At 60.8% G+C, this 18744-nt stretch carries 17 protein-coding genes and 1 pseudogene; 10 read left to right on the top strand and 8 right to left on the bottom strand.

The window, feature by feature from the left end; all coding sequences use genetic code 11:
- Positions 1–279 precede the first annotated feature (279 nt).
- The gene (locus CXF97_RS12995; RefSeq protein WP_101158836.1) at positions 280–642 is read left to right on the top strand and encodes a DUF6124 family protein; all 363 of its coding nucleotides are present in this window, start codon (positions 280–282) and stop codon (positions 640–642) included.
- Positions 643–735: 93 nt separating this feature from the next.
- Here the strand turns inward: CXF97_RS12995 and CXF97_RS12990 are convergent, their stop codons facing one another.
- Positions 736–1524, bottom strand: coding sequence for a transporter substrate-binding domain-containing protein (locus tag CXF97_RS12990; RefSeq protein ID WP_101158835.1), 789 nt, complete (start codon positions 1522–1524; stop codon positions 736–738).
- Positions 1525–1624: 100 nt separating this feature from the next.
- Positions 1625–2107 (bottom strand): hypothetical protein, encoded by a 483-nt coding sequence (locus CXF97_RS12985; protein WP_101158834.1) that lies wholly within the window; start codon positions 2105–2107, stop codon positions 1625–1627.
- Positions 2108–2271: 164 nt separating this feature from the next.
- Between CXF97_RS12985 and CXF97_RS12980 the strand changes: the two genes are divergently transcribed.
- The 3 genes and pseudogenes from CXF97_RS12980 to CXF97_RS12970 all read left to right on the top strand — a co-directional run bounded on the left by CXF97_RS12980 (position 2272) and on the right by CXF97_RS12970 (position 5163).
- On the top strand, positions 2272–2940 hold the full coding sequence (locus CXF97_RS12980; protein WP_101158833.1) for a ribonuclease T2: 669 nt from the start codon (positions 2272–2274) through the stop codon (positions 2938–2940).
- Between the two features lie 87 nt (positions 2941–3027).
- A pseudogene (locus tag CXF97_RS12975) lies at positions 3028–3397 on the top strand (class II aldolase/adducin family protein); the annotation flags it as partial.
- Between the two features lie 197 nt (positions 3398–3594).
- Complete coding sequence (locus CXF97_RS12970; RefSeq protein WP_101158862.1) at positions 3595–5163, top strand: sensor domain-containing diguanylate cyclase; 1569 nt, start codon at positions 3595–3597, stop codon at positions 5161–5163.
- A 153-nt stretch (positions 5164–5316) separates the two neighbouring features.
- Here CXF97_RS12970 and CXF97_RS12965 read toward each other — a convergent pair whose 3' ends face one another.
- Positions 5317–5640 (bottom strand): hypothetical protein, encoded by a 324-nt coding sequence (locus tag CXF97_RS12965; protein ID WP_101158832.1) that lies wholly within the window; start codon positions 5638–5640, stop codon positions 5317–5319.
- Positions 5641–5831: 191 nt separating this feature from the next.
- Here CXF97_RS12965 and CXF97_RS12960 point away from each other — a divergent pair, with 191 nt between their 5' ends.
- Positions 5832–6272, top strand: a complete 441-nt coding sequence (locus CXF97_RS12960; RefSeq protein WP_042609087.1) for a carboxymuconolactone decarboxylase family protein — start codon at positions 5832–5834, stop codon at positions 6270–6272.
- Between the two features lie 74 nt (positions 6273–6346).
- Here CXF97_RS12960 and CXF97_RS12955 read toward each other — a convergent pair whose 3' ends face one another.
- Positions 6347–7111, bottom strand: coding sequence for a helix-turn-helix transcriptional regulator (locus CXF97_RS12955; RefSeq protein ID WP_101158831.1), 765 nt, complete (start codon positions 7109–7111; stop codon positions 6347–6349).
- A 97-nt stretch (positions 7112–7208) separates the two neighbouring features.
- Between CXF97_RS12955 and CXF97_RS12950 the strand changes: the two genes are divergently transcribed.
- The 4 genes from CXF97_RS12950 to CXF97_RS12935 all read left to right on the top strand — a co-directional run bounded on the left by CXF97_RS12950 (position 7209) and on the right by CXF97_RS12935 (position 12442).
- Positions 7209–8351, top strand: coding sequence for an MFS transporter (locus CXF97_RS12950; RefSeq protein WP_101158830.1), 1143 nt, complete (start codon positions 7209–7211; stop codon positions 8349–8351).
- Positions 8352–8401: 50 nt separating this feature from the next.
- A complete protein-coding gene (locus tag CXF97_RS12945) occupies positions 8402–8893 on the top strand; it encodes a sigma-70 family RNA polymerase sigma factor (protein WP_101158829.1) in 492 nt (163 codons plus the stop codon).
- Positions 8894–8933: 40 nt separating this feature from the next.
- Positions 8934–9917 carry a FecR family protein gene (locus CXF97_RS12940; protein WP_101158828.1) on the top strand — a complete coding sequence of 328 codons (984 nt, stop codon included), beginning with the start codon at positions 8934–8936 and terminating at the stop codon, positions 9915–9917.
- 98 nt (positions 9918–10015) lie between these two features.
- Positions 10016–12442 (top strand): TonB-dependent receptor, encoded by a 2427-nt coding sequence (locus CXF97_RS12935; RefSeq protein WP_101158827.1) that lies wholly within the window; start codon positions 10016–10018, stop codon positions 12440–12442.
- A 90-nt stretch (positions 12443–12532) separates the two neighbouring features.
- Here CXF97_RS12935 and CXF97_RS12930 read toward each other — a convergent pair whose 3' ends face one another.
- Entirely contained in the window at positions 12533–13684 is a 1152-nt protein-coding gene (locus CXF97_RS12930; protein ID WP_101158826.1) for an MFS transporter, read from the bottom strand.
- 246 nt (positions 13685–13930) lie between these two features.
- On the opposite strand from CXF97_RS12930, the gene CXF97_RS12925 reads away from it, so the two are divergent.
- Positions 13931–14911 (top strand): diaminopimelate epimerase, encoded by a 981-nt coding sequence (locus CXF97_RS12925; RefSeq protein WP_101158825.1) that lies wholly within the window; start codon positions 13931–13933, stop codon positions 14909–14911.
- A gap of 130 nt (positions 14912–15041) precedes the next feature.
- Here the strand turns inward: CXF97_RS12925 and codA are convergent, their stop codons facing one another.
- The 3 genes from codA to queD form a co-directional block, all read right to left on the bottom strand.
- A complete protein-coding gene (codA, locus tag CXF97_RS12920; RefSeq protein ID WP_101158824.1) occupies positions 15042–16277 on the bottom strand; it encodes a cytosine deaminase in 1236 nt (411 codons plus the stop codon).
- A gap of 13 nt (positions 16278–16290) precedes the next feature.
- A complete protein-coding gene (gene codB / locus CXF97_RS12915; protein ID WP_101158823.1) occupies positions 16291–17562 on the bottom strand; it encodes a cytosine permease in 1272 nt (423 codons plus the stop codon).
- An 842-nt stretch (positions 17563–18404) separates the two neighbouring features.
- A partial coding sequence (gene queD / locus CXF97_RS12900; RefSeq protein ID WP_101158822.1) for a 6-carboxytetrahydropterin synthase QueD occupies positions 18405–18744 on the bottom strand: 340 nt, incomplete at its 5' end.

Raw genomic sequence — 18744 nt, 5'->3', positions numbered from 1 at the left:
ACAGAATCCGCCGGCTTGTGCGTCTAGCCTGCGGGCTCTATCGTCCCTGGGTCACTGATCTCAGTGATCGGGTTTGGTAGCCCGCTTCGTGTCTAGATGCATTGCGTCACCTGATTCAGGCGCTTCTCAGCGTTCGAGTTTATGGTGGTCATGCGTGGGGCCCATTCGTGGGCGCCGGGTTCTAGTGCGACCGGTCTACCAACCCGCGTATGGCCGCCACCCTTCGTTTGGTAGCGAGGGTGATGTCGCCTTTTGGTAATCGCGCTAGAGGATTCATCCATGTTCAAAGTCACGCCCAATCCGCCGGACACCGATCCCGCATCCCCTTACAAATCCCCAGACTCAAAAAAACTCCACGACGCCGCCGAGCGTGCGCTGGATTATTACCTGCCCCCCGCCAGTCACATCAAAGCCTCCACCAACCAGCCCGAACGCATGTTCCTCGCCAATCCGGCGTACGACAGCGAATCCCTGTTGGCCAATGCCAGCGAATCGCTGGGTTCGGCCAGCGTTATGCTCAATGACTTCGCAGCGTTACTGGAAAACTCGCAGCGCAAGACTTTATTGGGCATCGCCCAGGTAGTGATGCTGGGTGAGATCGCGGTGAATCAGGCGTTGGACAAAGTTGAAGTGAAGGCTTGAAGCGAACCTCGCGGTGACGGAGCGCTTATCCGTCACCGCGAGGCTATATGGTTAGCTGAACAGTCGCTGTCACCGCTGCACGACGATTGACCGTTACTGCCCCGGCACCGCAATCCATTCGCTCAACGTCTGCTGATACTTGCCAGTGACCTTGCTCAAATGCAGCCACTGATCGACATACAGTTTCCAGCTGATGTCATCGCGCGGCAGCAAGTAAGCCTTCTCACCGTACTGCATGTATTGATGCGGATTCACTGCGCACAACCCCGGTTTGAGTTTCTGCTGATACAGCGCTTCCGAGGCGTCGGTGATCATCACGTCGGCTTTGTTGTCGAGCAGTTGCTGGAAGATCGTCACGTTGTCGTGCAGGGCCAGTTGCGCCTTGGGCAGGAAGGCATGGACGAAGGCTTCGTTGGTACCGCCGGCAGGTTCCACCAGGCGCACGTTGGGCTGGTTGATCTGTTCGATGGTCTGGTATTTCGCTTGATCGGCGCAACGCACCAGCGGGATTTTGCCGTCGGTGTCGAGAGTGTTGCTGAAATAGGCTTTTTTCTGCCGTTCGAGCGTGACCGAGATACCGCCCATGCCGATGTCGCATTTGCCGGCCTGCATGTCGGGCATCAGGGTCTTCCAGGTTGTCTGCACCCATTGCACCTTCACCCCAAGGCTGTCGGCCAGGGAGCGGGCCATGCTGATGTCGATGCCTTCGAAGTCGCCGTCGCTGCGCTTGAAGGTGTAGGGCTTGTAGTCGCCAGTGGTGCAGACGCGCAACTGGCCTTGTTGTTGGATGCTGTCGAGGTGGGTTGTGGTGTCGGCGGCCTGAGCAGTAAAGGGCAACGCGAGCAATGCACCGAGCAGGATTGTGGTTTTTGTCGTTGGCATCTGTCGGAATTTTCTCTGGGATGGACGGAAAGGACGTGTTCGAAGTTAAACACGTTCTCACCATTGATCCAGTCCGACAGTGTGCGTCAGCGTTGATTCGCTACAGACCCAGCCCTTGCTGCACCACCTGCAGCAGATTGTTTTCCGTCAATGCTATCGCATCCAGCTCCTGACCTGTCTCGATAGTCTGCAACCACCAGTGGCTTTCGCCATGCTCGTCAACCGTGCGCAGCAACGACTGATCGCGGCCCGGGACCTTGATCTCCACACGTCCGCAACCATCCTCGGTAAACCGCGCGATCGGATCGAACGTCAGGCTGTGATGGTTGGCCTCGATCACCAATTGGTCGATGGCGTAGTCGTGGGTTTCGCCATCCGGCGAACTTTCGCAAACGTGCGTAGGATTTCGCCGAATCTTCAGTCCTACTTCCGTCACTGGCTGCAGCCAGCCCTCGATGCGGTGGTACAAGTCGTACACCTGAGCGGGCCAGCAATCGATCTCAAGTGCAGCGCAGCTGATGTCGTCAGCCTGGGTGTGCCGGGTCTGCTTGAGTCTGGCGGCGAGTTCGTCTGCTTTACTCATGTCGGTTCCCTTGTTGGATGTCTGCCTGTTCAGCGTAGACCTTTGAACGACGCAGGGCTTTGCCTTGCGTCATGCGCTTGCAATACAAGCGTGTCGAAATCAGCAATGGCCAAGCCTGGCCAACAATGAAAATCACGGACGCAGGCGTCCCAAGGAACGGGTCAATGAAAAAGCTGTTTACAATTCTGGCACTGATCGCGCTGACGGCCGGTAGCATCGGCATGAGTTCGGCGCGTCAGTCGTCATCGAGCAAAGCCCAGGCGGAATCGGTGGCGGGGGTGTTCGATTACTACCTGCTGGCGCTGTCCTGGTCGCCGACTTTTTGTCTGACGCACAAGGACGACGCGCAGTGCACCGGCAAGGGTTATGGTTTTGTCCTGCACGGCTTGTGGCCGCAATACGCCAAGGGCGGCTGGCCGCAATCCTGTCCGCCGCTCGTCGCGCTATCGGCTGCGCAGACGGAGAAGGGCCTGACACTGTTCCCAACGAAAAAACTGCTCGATCACGAATGGTCCAAGCACGGCACCTGCAGCGGTCTCGGCGCAATGGGCTATCTCGACAAGTCTGATCAGGCCCTTGGCGCTGTGAAGATTCCGCAGGCGTTACAAGCGTTCGGCTCGACGTCGTATTATTTCGAAGCGCAGGAAATCGTCGATCTGTTTCGCAAGGCCAATCCGCGAATTCCGGCTGACGGCATTGCAGTGGTCTGCAGCGGCCCGCAGTTGTCGGAAGTGCGGGTGTGCATGGACAAGGATTTGCAGTTCGGCGCGTGTGGCAAAGGGGTTAACACCCAGTGTCGGGCGGGGGATATTCGGGTGCCGCCGGTACGGTAAGCATCTGTAGCGGCCTATGAAAAGAGGCGCTCGCATGAGCGCCTTTTTGTGCCTGAAGATTTGTGGTTCTTGGCAAAATTCGTTCGTGCTGCGCGCCTCTACACCCATGCGCGACTGCATAAACAGTGGCCACGGGTAACAGTCGCATTTCACACGCACAGGCCGCACGTCACCGCATTGTGTCTGTGGCAAGGCCCGCCGCTGCCGTGGCTGGGGCAGACCGCGCTGAAGTTCTGCGGGCGCACGGCGGTGGACGAGGATGACAACGGCTTCGCGCTGGACGTATCCCGAAGACGACCGCATCGCCAGCGTCATGGGCGAGGCCGATATCCTTTTTTTGAAGAACCACGGCGTGATCGTCGTCGCGCCGACCATTGCCGAATCCTGGGACGATCCGTATTACCTGGAACGCGCCGCACCGGTGCAACTGCTGGCCATGGCCACCCAGCGCGATGTTGGCGTCTGGCCCTGCACAACTGATTAACCGTAAAGCAGCAATCGAAAATAAATCGACGATCAGCGATCATCCAAACTCGCGAGGCGCCGATAACTGGGCGGGAGGCGGGCGTTTGCTCCGTGCATCCCGGTGGGCTACGCTCACGAACACAAGGGTTTCGGGCTCGCGCCCCTGTCGTACCTGCCCAGGACATGCTTTTGCCAATTCCCGTTCACGATCCGCATCAAGCTCCCGGCACGCTCAAGCGCCTGCCGCTTCGCAAAGCGGCGGTGCTGTTCATCGTTGCGGTGAGCCTGTGCCTGTGCGGTCTTCTCTACCTGCAACTGGAGCAGTCGCGGCGTCAGGACCTCGCGGTGGCGAAGATGGCTTCGGGCAACCTGACCCGAGCCATGGCCCAGCAGGCTGAAGACACTGTGCGTGCAGCGGATCTGGTGATGACCAGCCTCGTCGACTGGATTCAGGACGATGGCTATGGGGCGACGCAGCGACCCCGGTTAAAAAGGATCTTCGTGCGCCGCGCGCAGCAGCTGGATCAGTTGCACGGCATTTTTCTCTTTGACCGCGAAGGGCAGTGGGTCATTACTTCGTTCGCCGATCTGCCCCGTGGCAACGGCGTGGCCGATCGCGAATATTTCAAGTTCCACCAGCAGAATGCCTCGACGGTTGCGCACATCGGCCCGGCGATTCGCAGCCGCGAAAACGGCGAGTGGATCATTCCGATTTCCAGACGCGTCAACGACCAGCTCGGCAATTTTCAGGGCGTGTTGATGGCCGGCATCCGCATGTCGTACTTCGATCAGTTCTTCAAAAGCTTCAGCCTCGATGACAGCGGCATCATGTTCATGGCGCTGACCGACGGCACCTTGCTGGCGCGACGGCCCTTCGACGAGTCGCTGATCAATACCTCTGTAGCCCACGGCGAGATCTATCAAACCCTGTTGCCCAACGCGAATGCGGGTACGGCGATGCTCAATTCCGTGGTCGATGGCGTGACCCGCCTGTATGGCTATCGCCAGCTGGCCTCGTATCCGCTGGTGGTGTCCGCCGCCACTTCGCAAGAGACGATCCTGCAGGGCTGGCACGAGCGCGCATTCCAGTCCAGCGTGATTGTCGCGCTGGTGATTCTCGGCATTGGCCTGTTCGGTTGGGTATTCATTCATCAGGTGCGCGACGGCGAGCGCATCGAGAAGAACCTGCGCAAGGCGCAACTGGCGCTGGAACAGATCGCCACCCACGACAGCCTCACCGGGTTGGCCAATCGCCGCTTGTTCGAGCGCTCGCTGGATATTGAATTTGCCCGTGGCGCGCGCCAGGTCAGTCCGGTCAGCCTGATCATGCTCGATATCGATTTCTTCAAGCGCTACAACGATGCTTATGGCCACGTCGCCGGCGACCAATGCCTGGCGCAGGTGGCGCAAGCGGTGAAGGCCTGCTGCCAGCGCAAGTCGGATCTGGCGGTGCGTTACGGTGGTGAAGAATTCGCCGTGCTGTTACCGGACACCGACATCAACGGTGCACTGGCAATCGCCGGGCAAATTCGCCGCAGCGTGATCGACAAACACATCATTCACAGTGGCTCGCCGACCGGTTATCTCACCGTGAGCCTGGGCTGTTATTCATTTATTCCGCATGGCCACGACAGCCCGCAGGTATTTATACAGCGCGCCGATGCGGCGTTGTATCAGGCGAAAAATGCCGGACGCAATCGCGCGGCGGTGTTTGCAGTACAAGAAGATTTTGCCCAATTGATGCGTTCGGATCGCTGATCTCAATCACACTATCGAACAAATGTGGGAGTGAGCTTGCTCGCGAAAGCGGCGCATCAGTCACCCAATCAGTCGACTGACACAATGCCTTCGAGAGCCAGCTCGCTCCCACAGTTAATCAGCGTTTCTTTATCTGGGATGGCTCTTGTTCGTTCAGCCGCCCGTGCCACCGCCTGCACCCCCTGTGCCGCCGCCGGCCGAACCGGTGCCGCCGCCCGCGCCGGAACCCGAACCGCTGGCGCCGCCATTGGTACCCGTGCCACCGCCAGCTCCGCTACCCGTGCTGCCGCCCGAGGTTCCCGAACTGTTGCCGCCCGACGGCGCGCCCGGGGTGTTATCAGGTGGCATGGTCGAGCCGCTGGTGGCGCCGGATTTGGTGCCGGTGGCATCGGTGCTGTCATTGGCGGCGAAGCTGGCGGTGGATGCCGTGGCGAGCAGGCCGGCCAACAACAGCGAAGTGAATGTGCGCGTCATCATGGTACGTCTCCTGATAAAGGGGATTACCTGATATTGGTCTCGCGCGCCCAAGTCTTGGTGCCGGTCGAGTGACGAGCGGTCAAGCTGCTGCGCCAAGTGGCCTACTGTTCTTCGGCACTATTGGCTATTTGCCGAACCATCCACGGGGACTAACGTAGCCACACATTCAATCGCTACCCCGGAGTCCCACCATGCAACCTCGTGCCGATTTCTACACCGCTTCCCCCGATGCCCTGAAAGCGATGATGGCGCTGGAAAATGCCGTCTCGAAACTGCCGCTGGAAAAAAGCCTGATCGAATTGGTCAAGCTGCGCGCTTCGCAGATCAATGGCTGCGCCTTCTGTATCGACATGCACACCGCCGACGCGATCAAGGACGGCGAAACCCCACGCCGCCTGTTCGCCGTGACGGCATGGCGGGAAGCGCCGTTTTTCAGCGAGCGTGAGCGCGCCGCGCTGCTGTGGACCGAATCGCTGACGCAACTGAGCCTGACCCACGCCCCGGACGAAGACTACGACGTGGTCGCCGCGCAGTTTTCACCGAAGGAGCTGGTTGACCTGACCGTGGCGATCAACACCATCAACGGCTGGAATCGCCTTGCCGTAGGCTTCCGTAAGCTGCCGCAGGCCTGAGCTGCCGGCATCACAGGGGCATTTTCAATGCCCCTGCGCACTCGGTGCCGCCGGTGCTGCGTCTGATTGTCCACTTACTTGAGCCACTGGCCCGGCGTGCTACCGGTCATTGATTTGAAAAAGGCGATGAACGCGCTGTCGCTGGCAAACCCCAGCTCAAAGGCGCAGTAACTCAGGCTTCGTCCGGTGGCGAGCAGTTCGATGGCGCGCATCAGGCGCCACTGCTGGCGCCATTGCTGATAGCTCAAGCCGGTCTCGCGCTGGAAGATGCGGCCGATGGTGCGGCTGCTGGCGCCGATCTGATGTTCCAACACATTCAGCGCGGGTGGCAGGCATTCTGGCACCGCCAGGAGAGGTTTCAGGCGTTTGTCCTGCGGCAATGGCAACAGCATCGGTTGCTGCACAGCATCCTGAATTTCGCTAAGACACAGCCCGAGCAAGTGGGCAAATTTGCCTCGTCGCCAGTCAGTGTCAAAGGGCGCCGTCGCCATCGGCTCGAGCACCGCGCGCAGCAGCGGGCTGACCTCAATGACACAGACCTGCGGCGGCAACTCATCACATAAGTCATCGACCAGATAGATCGAACGGTAATCGACGCTCTGCTGCATGACCGCGCGGTGGCTGATCCCAGCCGGGATCCAGGCTGCCCGCGAGGGAGGCAACAGGCACAACTGCTGCGCCAGGGTAATCCGGATGCAGCCCTGTCGCGTGTACAGCAATTGCCCGCGCCGATGGCGATGCATGCCTGAATCGTGTTCAGCCAAAATCGAGGCGAGGCCGATGACCGGAGCGGTAAAACTGTCCGCATCAAACGTCGAGTGGGCATCGAGCCAGGCCATGGATTTGTCCGATTCAAGCGATTATTTGGCGGGATCTGGATAATACGCCACGCGTTGGATTTTAAGCTTCTCGACTTTGGGAGAGGAGTTTTGAGGGATGTATAAACGGAATTTTCTGGCGCTGGCCATCGCCTTGCTGATGTTTCCACAAATCGCCCAAACACTGTACAGCCCGGCGTTGGGGGATATCGGAAGCGTCTTTGCTGTCGGTCCGCAAGCGGTAGCGCAGACCTTGTCGGTGTACTTTCTGGCGTTTGCATTTGGCGTAGTGGTGTGGGGCCGGGCGTGTGATCGCTTCGGACGACGACCAGTGATGCTGGCGGGTTTGGCGCTGTATGCCGTTGCTATGCTGATCGGCCTGCGGGTCAGCAGTTTCAACGCTTTGCTGTGGGTTCAAGGACTGGCAGCGTTTGGAGCGGCGGTGGGTTCGGTGGTCACGCAAACCGTATTGCGTGATCGGTTCAAGGGTGCCGAGCTGGCGCAGGTTTTCTCACTGGTGGGCATCGCTCTGGCGGCCAGCCCGGCGATAGGATTGTTCAGCGGGGCCAGCCTGGTGCAGGCGTTCGGTTATCGCGGTGTGCTGGGCGCGCTGGGATTGCTGGCTACGTGTTTATGGCTGTGGAGTTGGTACGGCCTGGCGGAATCCCGCCCGCAACAGACCCCGGTTGTCAGTCTTTCCGAGACCCTCTGGCGCATGCTGCGCGACCTCGGGATTTGGCGCTCGGCGGCGTGGATTGCCTCGTTCAACATTGCGCTGTTCAGTTACTACAGCCTCGCACCGTTCATGTTCCAGCGCTTGGGCTTGAGCGAGGCCTGGTTCGGATACAGCGGCGTGTTGCTTGCGCTGGGTTCGGGTGTTGGTGCGTGGTGCAACAAGCGGCTTTTGTTGGCCGGGTTCGCAGCGGTGCCATTGATCCGGCTCGCAGCGGTGTGTGGGCTGGCCGGTGGCATTGGCGTCTGGTTACTGCAGGACAGCGCCGCGTTTGTGGTGCCGATGCTGCTGATCGTGCTGGCGTTCGGCATGGCCATCCCCAACATTCTTGGCCAGGCGCTGGTGGATTACACCGATCGCCTGGGTACCGCAGGCGCCTTGCTGGGTTTGATGTATTACTGGCTGATAGGCGCAGGATTGATGCTGGCCGGCTGGTTTCAGGCATTGGGAGCGACGTTGATCGCGTGCAATGGTGTGGCATTGTTGCTGACTGTATTTGCATCCAAAGGAATGAATTGCCGGTCTTAATACGAAGCATTACTATTCACGCCCTTTCCTCACCACGCCGTCCATCCCTCATGCGCTCCCGCAGATCCGGCTTTTTCGAGCATTACGAAGAGTTGATCGGTACCTGGACTCGTCGCTTGCGCAATCGCGCGCAAGCCGAGGATCTGGCGCACGACACCTTTGTGCGGGTACTTGAGGCGGATTCGGCGAAGGTCCAGCAGCCGCGCGCTTATCTGCACCAGACGGCGCGTAATATCGCGGTCGATGGTTATCGGCGGGAGGACCGGCGGGGCGTCATGGAGTCGGAGGCGGCTGACGACAGTGCGTCGTTCGCGGGCGATCCGGAGCATTACATGCACGCGATCCAGTTGGCCGATTCCATCGAACGCGCGCTCACCGAGTTGCCGCTCAACTGCCGCAAGATCTTTGTCTGGCAGAAGATCGAAGGCCTGACGCAGGCGGAAATTGCCGAACGCCTGGGGCTGTCCAAGAACATGGTCGAAAAGTATATGATCCGCACCCTGCGGCATCTGCGTGAGCGGCTGGATGGCTTGCAATCATGAGCGCTCGCACCTTTTCATTCTCAGCCGGACAGGACATTCCATGATGGAAACTCGTGATTGCGCCTGTGGGCAAGCGGCGGTGCGTGACGAGGCGGCGGCGTGGTTCGTGCGTTTGCAGGAGCCGAATGTCAGCGTCGAAGAACAGCAGCGCTTCGACGCCTGGCTGAACGAGCATCCGCAGCACCACGAAGAGTTTCAACTGCTGCAGGGCTTGTGGATGGCGGCTGATCTGCTGCCGACCTCGCGCCTCGAAGCACTGATTGAACCTGCGCCGACTCGTCGCGAACGCCGTCCGTTATTGCGTTATGGCGTGGCCGCGAGCGTCCTCGCCGTTGCGCTGGGACTTGGCCTGTTCAGTGGGCTGAATCATTCGGGCGGTTACCGCGCCGAATTCGCCACAACGCTTGGCGAGCGCAAACACGTGGCGTTGCCGGACGGTTCGGTGATCGATCTGAACAGTCGCAGCCGCTTGCAGGTGCGTTATGAGCAGCATCGACGGGTAATCGAGTTGAGCGCGGGCGAGGCGATGTTCAGCGTTGCACATGACGCCTCGCGGCCTTTTATTGTCGAGGCCGGCAGCGGCAAGGTCACGGTCACCGGTACGCGTTTCGATGTACGCCGCGATGCCAATCAAACCCGCGTGGCGGTGGAGCAGGGTACGGTGAAAGTGCAGGGGAGTGATGCCCCGCACGACAAGTTCGTCAACCTGGCCGCCGGCCTCGGCACTGCGGTTGATGCCCAAGGCAACGTCCTGCCGGCCTACGCGGTCGACCCGGCGCAGCTCAGCGCGTGGCGTAACGGCAAACTGGTGTTCAACAACGCCAGCCTCAGCGAAGTGGCGGCCGAAGTATCGCGCTATCGCGACAAGCCGCTGGTCGTGTCCCAACCGGACGTGGCCAGCCTGCGCCTGACCAGCGTGTTCAAAACCGACGACACCGACGCGTTGCTCAAGGCTCTGCCGACCATTTTGCCGGTGGCCGTGCGCACCCTCGCCGACGGCAGTCAGGAAATAATTTCCAGATAGCATTCAGGTTTTTTCCGAGTTCATCGTCTTCCTGGTCAACTGCAACTGGTTTGCATTAACAGCCGCACACTCTTGCGATCCACAGGACTCCGTACGACGTGAACATCACCACCCATCACAATAAAAAATCCCCTTGGTTGCCCCTGGCGCTGGCGCTCGCGGTCAATGCAGCGATGCCGTTGGCGTTTGCCGCTGAAGCCATTCATATCCGCGCGCAACCGCTGGGCCAGGCGCTGAGCGAACTGGGCCAGCAAACCTCGCTGCAGGTGTTCTTCAACCCCGAGCTGGTGGCCGGCAAACAGGCGTCTGCGGTCGACGGCGACCTCTCACCGGAGCAGGCCTTGCGCCAGTTGTTGCAAGGCAGCGGCCTCGACTATCAGATCAACGAAGGCTCGGTGACGCTTGCACCAGCATCCACCTCTGCAACCGGCAATGGTCCGCTGGAGCTCGGCGTGACCGACATCAAAGTGGTCGGCGACTGGCTCGGTGACGCCGACGCAGCGGAGGTGCAAAACCACCCGGGCGCGCGAACCGTGATCCGCCGCGAAGCCATGGTCGAGCAGGGGGCGATGAACGTCAGCGACGTGCTCAAACGCGTGCCCGGCGTGCAGGTGCAGGACTCTAACGGCACCGGCGGCAGTGATATTTCCCTTAACGTTGGTGTACGCGGTCTGACTTCTCGTTTATCGCCTCGCTCGACCGTGCTGATCGATGGCATACCTGCCGCGTTTGCCCCCTATGGCCAGCCGCAGTTGTCGATGGCGCCGATTTCCTCGGGCAACCTCGACAGCATCGACGTCGTGCGTGGCGCCGGTTCCGTGCGTTACGGGCCGCAGAACGTGGGTGGCGTGATCAACTTCGTGACCCGCGCGATCCCGGAGAAAACCACCGGCGAAATCGGTACCACCCTGGAAACGACTCAGTACGGCGGCTGGAAACACATCGACACGGCGTTCCTCGGCGGTACCGCCGACAACGGCATGGGCGTCGCGCTGCTGTATTCCGGCGTCAATGGTCACGGCTATCGCGAGCGCAACAACGGCAATGACATCGACGACGTGCTGCTCAAGACGCACTGGGCGCCGACCGATCAGGACGATTTCAGTCTCAATTTCCACTATTACGACGCCAGCGCCGACATGCCCGGCGGTCTGACCCAACGTCAGTACGACGACAAACCGTACGAATCGGTGCGTGACTACGACCAGTTCACAGGCCGACGCAAGGACGTATCGTTCAAGTGGATCCGCCAGATCGATGAGCGCACTCAGGCGGAAATCCTCACCTACTACACCGACAGCTTTCGCGGCAGCACCATCGCCGCGCGCGATCAGCGCACCCTCAGCTCCTACCCGCGTTCCTACTACACCCTCGGCATCGAGCCGCGCGTGTCTCGGGTTTTCGATGTCGGTCCGACCACGCAGGAAGTCAGCGTCGGTTATCGCTATCTGAAAGAGGCCATGCACGAGGAGTCGAGCCGTCTGGCGCTGGTCAATAATCGGCCGGTGACCACGCCCACCTCCGACGGTCATGTGTTCCAGGATCGCACCGGCGGTACAGAGGCCAACTCGGTGTATGTCGACAACAAGATCGACGTCGGTAGCTGGACCATCACCCCGGGCATTCGCTTCGAACACATCAGCACCGATTGGCATGACCGCGCCGTGCTCGACACTGCTGGCCGGCCGGTCCCGGAAAAAAATCGCAGTATCGAAAGCAACGAACCGCTGCCGGCGCTGAGCGTGATGTATCACCTGTCCGATGCCTGGAAGCTGTTCGCCAACTACGAAACCTCGTTTGGCAGCCTGCAATATTTCCAGCTCGGCCAGGGCGGTTCCGGTGACAGCACCGCCAATGGTCTGGAGCCGGAAAAGGCCAAGACCTACGAGATCGGCACGCGCTACAACGATGATGTGTGGGGCGGTGAAGTGACGCTGTTCTACATCGACTTCGATGACGAACTGCAATACATCAGCAACGACGTCGGCTGGACCAACCTTGGCGCGACCAAACACCAGGGCATCGAAGCTTCGATGCACTACGACATGGCTGCCCTCGACCCGCGCCTCGATGGCCTGACGGCCAACGCTGGCTTCACTTATACCCGCGCGACGTATGAAGGCGAGATCCCCGGCTTCAAGGGCCGCGATCTGCCGTTCTATTCGCGGCAGGTGGCCACGGTCGGTTTGCGATACGACATCAATCGCTGGACTTACAACATCGACGGCTTCGCTCAATCGAAACAGCGTTCACCGGGCACGGGGGTGAATGCGGATGGCAGCTTCAATGGCAACTACATTACCGAAGGCACGGCAGACGGGCAGTACGGCGACATTCCGGGTTACGTGACCTGGAACGTGCGCGGAGGCTATGACTTCGGCGCGCAGGTGTCGAATCTCAAGCTCGGCGCCGGGGTGAAAAACATCTTCGACAAGCAGTACTTCACCCGCTCAAGCGACAACAACTCAGGGATGTATGTCGGTGCGCCACGCACGTTCTTCGTGCAGGCCAGCGTCGGTTTTTAAAACACAAGATCAAAAGATCGCAGCCTTCAGCAGCTCCTACAGGGGAACGCAAACCCATGCAGGAGCTGCCGAAGGCTGCGATCTTTTGCTTTAGACCTTGAGGACTTTGCCGCCAATCGCCACAGCCACCAGCAACACCGCCATCAGCCCAAAGGCAAAACTCAGGCTGCTGGCATGCGCAACGAAACCGATCACCGCCGGCCCGGCGAGAATCCCGGCATAACCGAGCGTGGTAATCGCCGGCACCGCGATGCTTTCCGGCATCACCGTCTGCTTGCCCACCGCGGTGTACAGCACCGGCACGATGTTGGAACAACCGGCACCGACCAGCGCGTACCCGACCAGCGCCGCTTGCCAGCTCGGCGCGAAGGTGGCGAGAAACAATCCCGCCGCCGCCAACAGACCACCAAACAAAATGATCCGCGTGGCCCCAAGCTTGCGCACGATGCGGTCGCCCAGCAGACGTCCCACCGTCATCGTCAGGGCAAACGCTGCGTAGCCCATTCCCGCGTAAGCCGTGTCGATGCCCCGTTCCTGGGCCAGGAATACCGCGCTCCAGTCCAGCGCCGCGCCTTCGGTGAGGAAAACGATAAAGCACATGCCGCCGATAAACAGCACGATGCCGTGAGGGATGGCAAACGCCGGCCCCGAGCTTTCGCTGCCATAGGGCAACATGTGCGGCACACACTTGAGCAAGGCGCCGATCAGCAACACCACGACCACCAGCATCGCCGCCAGTGGAGTCAGGCCGAGGCCGAGCAGGGCGCTGACGCCTGCCGCGCCGACGATGCCGCCCAGGCTGAACAAACCGTGGAACCCTGACATCATGTGCTTGCCGCTGGCGCGCTCGACGATCACCGCTTGCAGGTTCACCGTCGAATCCACCGTGCCCAGGCCTGCGCCGAACATGAACAGCGTGGCGATCAGCGCCGGAATCGACGACACCGTCGCCAGCAACGGCAGTGCCGCGCAGATCAGCAAGGTGCCGCCAGTGGCTACGCGTCGGCAACCAAAACGCGTGGCGAGAATCCCCGCCAGCGGCATCGCCAGAATCGAGCCGACACCCAGGCACAGCAGCAGTAATCCCAGCGTGCCCTCATCCAGCCCGGCTCGCGCCTTGGCGTACGGCACCAGCGGCGCCCAGGCGGCGATGCCGAGGCCAGCGATGAAAAAAGCGACGCGGGTGGACATCTGTTGCAGACGTCCGGGGACGAAGGTGTCTTGGGGGTTGAGGCTGGTCATATCGATCCTTGGCAAAAAAACAACTGCATCCCGAGTGACATTCTGACGGCGTTGAGGTTCGATCTCAGGCCTTTCGGGGCGTAACGGTGAACATCCTACCCTGTGGGAGCGGGCTGGCTCGCGAAGGCGGTATGTCAGGTTAAGAATATTTGACTGGCTCACCGCTTTCGCGAGCCAGCCCGCTCCCACAGGGTGTGTATTAATCATTAGAGTGGTGTGCATCCATACGAAGGGAAATGGTCGGCAATGACGAGGTTCTACGACGCACGCGGCAATATCTACGCTGTGGTATCGCCCCAAGCCTTGCGCAAGGCCGGGATTGCTCTGCCGGCCAGCGCCGCAGAGTGCGCCGCATCTCGGCGGCAATGGAGCGAAGCCGCTATCGCCCTGTGCTGCCATTGGCCCGAAGGCCTGCGCCCGGCCAATAGCAAAGCCCACCGCAGCGACGGCCTGCTGATTGGCCCGTTCCAGGCAGCGGCGCCGTTCGATGTGCTGATCGTCAACACCGACGGCAGCCTCGCCGAACGCAGCGGTAATGGCCTGACAATTTTCTCTCAGGCATTGACCGAGCAAGGCTTGATGCCGGAGCAGGGGGCAGTGGTGCGCGTTCATCATGACAAGGGCCAGGCGCTGGAAACCTCAGTGAAACCGGCCACGGTCGAAGGCGTACGCGGTTTCTGGCTCGACCTCGGCCAGCCCGGATTCGGCCCGGAGGTCGTGGGTGCGCAGACGGTTGAAAACGTTCAGTTCAACAATCGCGACGTCAGCCATGTCCAGCCCCTGGCACAACTCAATCCTGACTGGGCACACAGCCAATTCGTCCGTATCGGCAATCCGCACTGTGTAACGCTGCTCAGCGATGCGGCCGCTTTGCCGAGCAACGAACAGATGCGTGAATCCACCCTGAACCAACGGCTTACAGCGATCGCCTATGCCATGCCCACCGGCGCCGGAAATCCCTGCCCGGCGGGCATCAATCTGCAATGGGCCGCGCTGGCATCACCGCAGAAAATCCTCGCCCGGGTATTCGAGCGCGGCGAGGGGCCAACCGCCTCTTCCGGCACCAGCGCCAGTGCGGTGGCCTGTGCGGCGTGGCGGGTGGGGTGGGTTGAGTCGGGTGAAGTGCACGTGGTGATGCCCGGCGGCATTGCGCCGGTTTTGCTTGAGGTTTCGGAAGGGGAGTTGCTGCGAGTGAAATTGTTCGGCATGGCGCGGTTGATGGATTGAATCGGCCGACGCCATCGCTGCCAAGGCAGGCTCCCACAGGTTTTGCATTCGGGCGCAATCATGTGTTCAACACAAAACCTGTCGGGGCCTGGCTTGCCAGCGATAAGGCCATCAGCCCCGCCGCGAAATCTCAGCTGAACTCCAGCACTGGCATCTGCCGTTTCATCAACACCTTGCCACCACGAATCGAGTACAGCGGCAGGCCCTGGCTGCGGATCACTTCGTAATCGCTGTCCGCCGAAAGAATCAGCAGGTTCGCCGGGCGGCCCTGTTCAAGGCCATAACGCTCGCCCAGGTGCATGGCCTTGGCGCTGTTGTCGGTGACCAGGTCCAGGGCACTTTGCAGGTTGCGATAGCCGAGCATGTGGCAGATGTGCAGGCCGGCCTCGAGCACGCGCAGGATGTTGCCGTTGCCCAGCGGGTACCACGGGTCGACGATCGAGTCCTGACCGAAACAGACGTTCATTCCGGCTTCGAGCAGTTCGTTGACGCGGGTCACGCCGCGGCGTTTGGGGAAGTTGTCGAAGCGTCCTTGCAGGTGAATGCTTTCGGTCGGGCAGGAGACGAAACTGATCCCGGAATGGCCGAGCAGGCGGAACAGTTTGGCGCAGTAGGCGTTGTCGTAAGAGCCCATCGCCGTGGTGTGGCTGGCGGTGACGCGGGCGCCCATGTCGCGGCTGCGCGCTTCTTCGGCGAGCACTTCGAGGAAGCGCGAGTGTGGGTCGTCGGTCTCGTCGCAATGCACGTCGACCAGGCACCCGGTGCGCTCGGCCAGGTCCATCAGGAACTTCACCGAGCTGACGCCCTGATCGCGCGTGTACTCGAAATGCGGAATCCCGCCGACCACATCGGCGCCCATGCGGATTGCTTCTTCCATCAACTCGCGGCCGTTGCGGAACGACTCGATGCCTTCCTGCGGGAACGCGACGATTTGCAGGTCGATCAGGTGGCGGCTTTCCTCGCGCACTTCAAGCATGGCCTTGAGCGCAGTGAGTTGCGGGTCGGTGACGTCGACATGGGTGCGCACGTGCTGGATGCCGTGGGCGGCCAGCGCCTGAATGGTCTTCTTGGCGCGGGTCTTGGTGTCTTCTTCGGTGATGGTGACCTTGCGTTCGCCCCAGCACTCGATGCCTTCGAACAGTGTGCCGCTCATGTTCCAGCGCGGCTCGCCGGCGGTGAGGGTGGCGTCGAGGTGAATGTGCGGCTCGACGAAGGGCGGCACCACCAGATTGCCACCGGCGTCGAGGTCGTCCGGGCCGAGCGTCGGCGCTTCGGTCTGGCGAGCGATGCTGTGGATCAGACCGTTTTCCAGGTGCAATTCGTGCAGGCCTTCCTGGTTGCGCAGGCGGGCGTTGATGATGTGCATCAGGCGAATCCTTTTATAGATCTTGTAGTGGTGCGCTGACGCGACGGGCGCCGAGCAGACCGGTGACGATGACATACGTTAGCGCGGCAGCGGCGATCCCTACCAGCGGCGCGACCCACGGCGAACTGAACGCAGCAATGGTGCCCACCCCGTAGGCCCCGAGCCCCGGCCAGTTGAACGCCGGCAACCGTGCGTCGGCCAGACGCGGATAGTGCCCGCGCCAGCGGTAGAAAAAGTCCGCCATGATCACCCCGCCAATCGGCGGGATCACCGTGCCGAGCAAAATCAGATAGGGCACCAGCATGTCGTACATGCCGAGCAAGGCGAGCACCGTGCCGATCACCGCGCCACCCAGGGTCACGGTTCTGCGCCGGCCGGTGCGCAGCAGGTTGCAACCGGCGACGGCGAAGTTGTAGATGGTGTTGTCCTGCGTACTCCAGATGTTCAGCAGCAGCATGGCCATCGCGGCCATGGCGAAGCCCTGCAACAGCAGCACTTCGACCACATCCGGTTGCTGATAGACGATCGCGCCGTACGCGCCGATCAGCACCATCAGGCCGTTGCCGATGAAAAAACCGATCAGGCTGGCCAGCACTGCCACTTTTGCCGAGCGCGAAAATCGCGTCCAGTTGGTGGCTTGCGTTGCGCCGCTGACAAAGGTGCCGAATACCAGCGTGATCGCCGTCGACCAGTCCAGCGAGCCGCTCGGCACCACGCTGAGCAAGCCTTCGAAGCCGCCGACTTTCACGGTCGCTGCCCACATCGACAGCATCAGCAGCAACATCATCGCTGGCACCGCAACGTACGAGAGAATTTCCAGTCCGCGATAACCGATGTACGCCGTAGCGCAAAAGCCCAGCCCGAACAGCACCATCAGGCCGAGCACCGTGGCCTCATCGAGGCTGAAATACTTGCCGATCACCACTGCCGCCGTCGCCGTGCCCCAGGCGTACCAGCCAATCTGGGTGAAACCGAGGATCAGGTCGCTGAGCTTGCTGCCCACTTCGCCAAAACAGAAACGGCCCATCAGCACCGAGTTGAGGCCGCTTTTGAAAGCGATGTAACCCAGGCCTGCCGCGTACAGACCGAGCAACAGGTTGCCGACGATGATCACCGCCATCATCTCGGCAAAGCCGAACGCGACCCCCAGCTTGCCGCCGGCAAACATGGTCGCGGTGAAAAAGGTGAAGCCGAGTAACACCATCGCCGTCGAAGCCAGGCCTTTGCGCGCGTGCATCGGGACTTCACTGAGCGGGTAATCGTTGCCGGAGGCGTTCTGCGTCATGAGGCGATCCTTGCTGGAAGGGAGAAGACGCGGGAGGGTTGCAGCGGTCGTGCCAATCAATGGCAATGCGCGGTATGTATGGAGAAGGCGGCGATATTCGGCGCGAAATGGTGCACCTGACTTCATCCAAGCCCAATGTGGGAGCGGGCTTGCTCGCGAAAGCAGTGTACCGGTCAACAAATGTGCTGATTGACAGCATGCCTTCGCGAGCAAGCCCGCTCCCACAGGGGATTTGTGTTGGATCAAAGAAAGCGCAGCAGGGCGGCGGCGATAGCTTAGGAGGCGTTCTGGCGAGGTGGCCGCCTGAAGTCAAACACATGGCCCGGTAGCCAGACCGTCACGGGCCTGTCCTCTTGGCGGGGAAGCGGACAGCACAGGCATAAAAAAACAGCCGTAAAGGCTGTTTATTCGTTGGCTGACACGCCGCCTTCCCTGTGGGAGCGGGCTTGCTCGCGAAAGCGGTGTGTCAGCCAACAAATGTGCTGATTGACAGCATGCCTTCGCGAGCAAGCCCGCTCCCGTAGGGGATTTGTGTTGGGTCAAAGAAAGCGCAGCAGGCGGCGATAGCTTAGGAGGCGTTCTGGCGAGGTGGCCGCCTGAAGTCAAACACATGGCCCGGCAGCCAGTCCGTCACGGGCCTGTCCTCTTGGCGGGGAAGCGGACAGCACAGGCATAAAAAAACAGCCGTAAAGGCTGTTTATTCGTTGCCTGACACGCCGCCTTCCCTGTGGGAGCGGGCTTGCTCGCGAAGGCGGTGTGTCAGTCAACAAATGTGCTGATTGACAGCATGCCTTCGCGAGCAAGCCCGCTCCCACAGGGTTTTGTATCGGTCTGCGGGTCGGTCATTCCCCGCGATAAATACACCCGCTGGTGCAGGTCTCATGAATGCGGATCGCGCTGAGTTCCGGCAACAATGGCTTCATCTCGTTCCAGATGAATTTGGCCAGCACTTCGCTGGTCGGGTTTTCCAGGCCAGGAATGTCGTTCAGGTAATTGTGGTCGAGACGCTCGTACAGAGGCTTGAAAATCGCTTTGATCTCGGAGAAGTCGCGAATCCAGCCAGTGTGCGGATCGAGGTCGCCGCTCAGGTGCAACGCGACCTTGAACGAGTGGCCGTGCAGGCGGCCGCACTTGTGGCCGTCCGGGACGTGCGGCAGGCGGTGGGCGGATTCGAAAGTAAAC

The organism is Pseudomonas sp. Choline-02u-1 (assembly GCF_002836515.1).
Taxonomy (GTDB): domain Bacteria; phylum Pseudomonadota; class Gammaproteobacteria; order Pseudomonadales; family Pseudomonadaceae; genus Aquipseudomonas.
The sequence above is the reverse complement of the archived record's forward strand: the minus strand, read 5'-3'. Positions and strand labels throughout refer to the sequence as shown.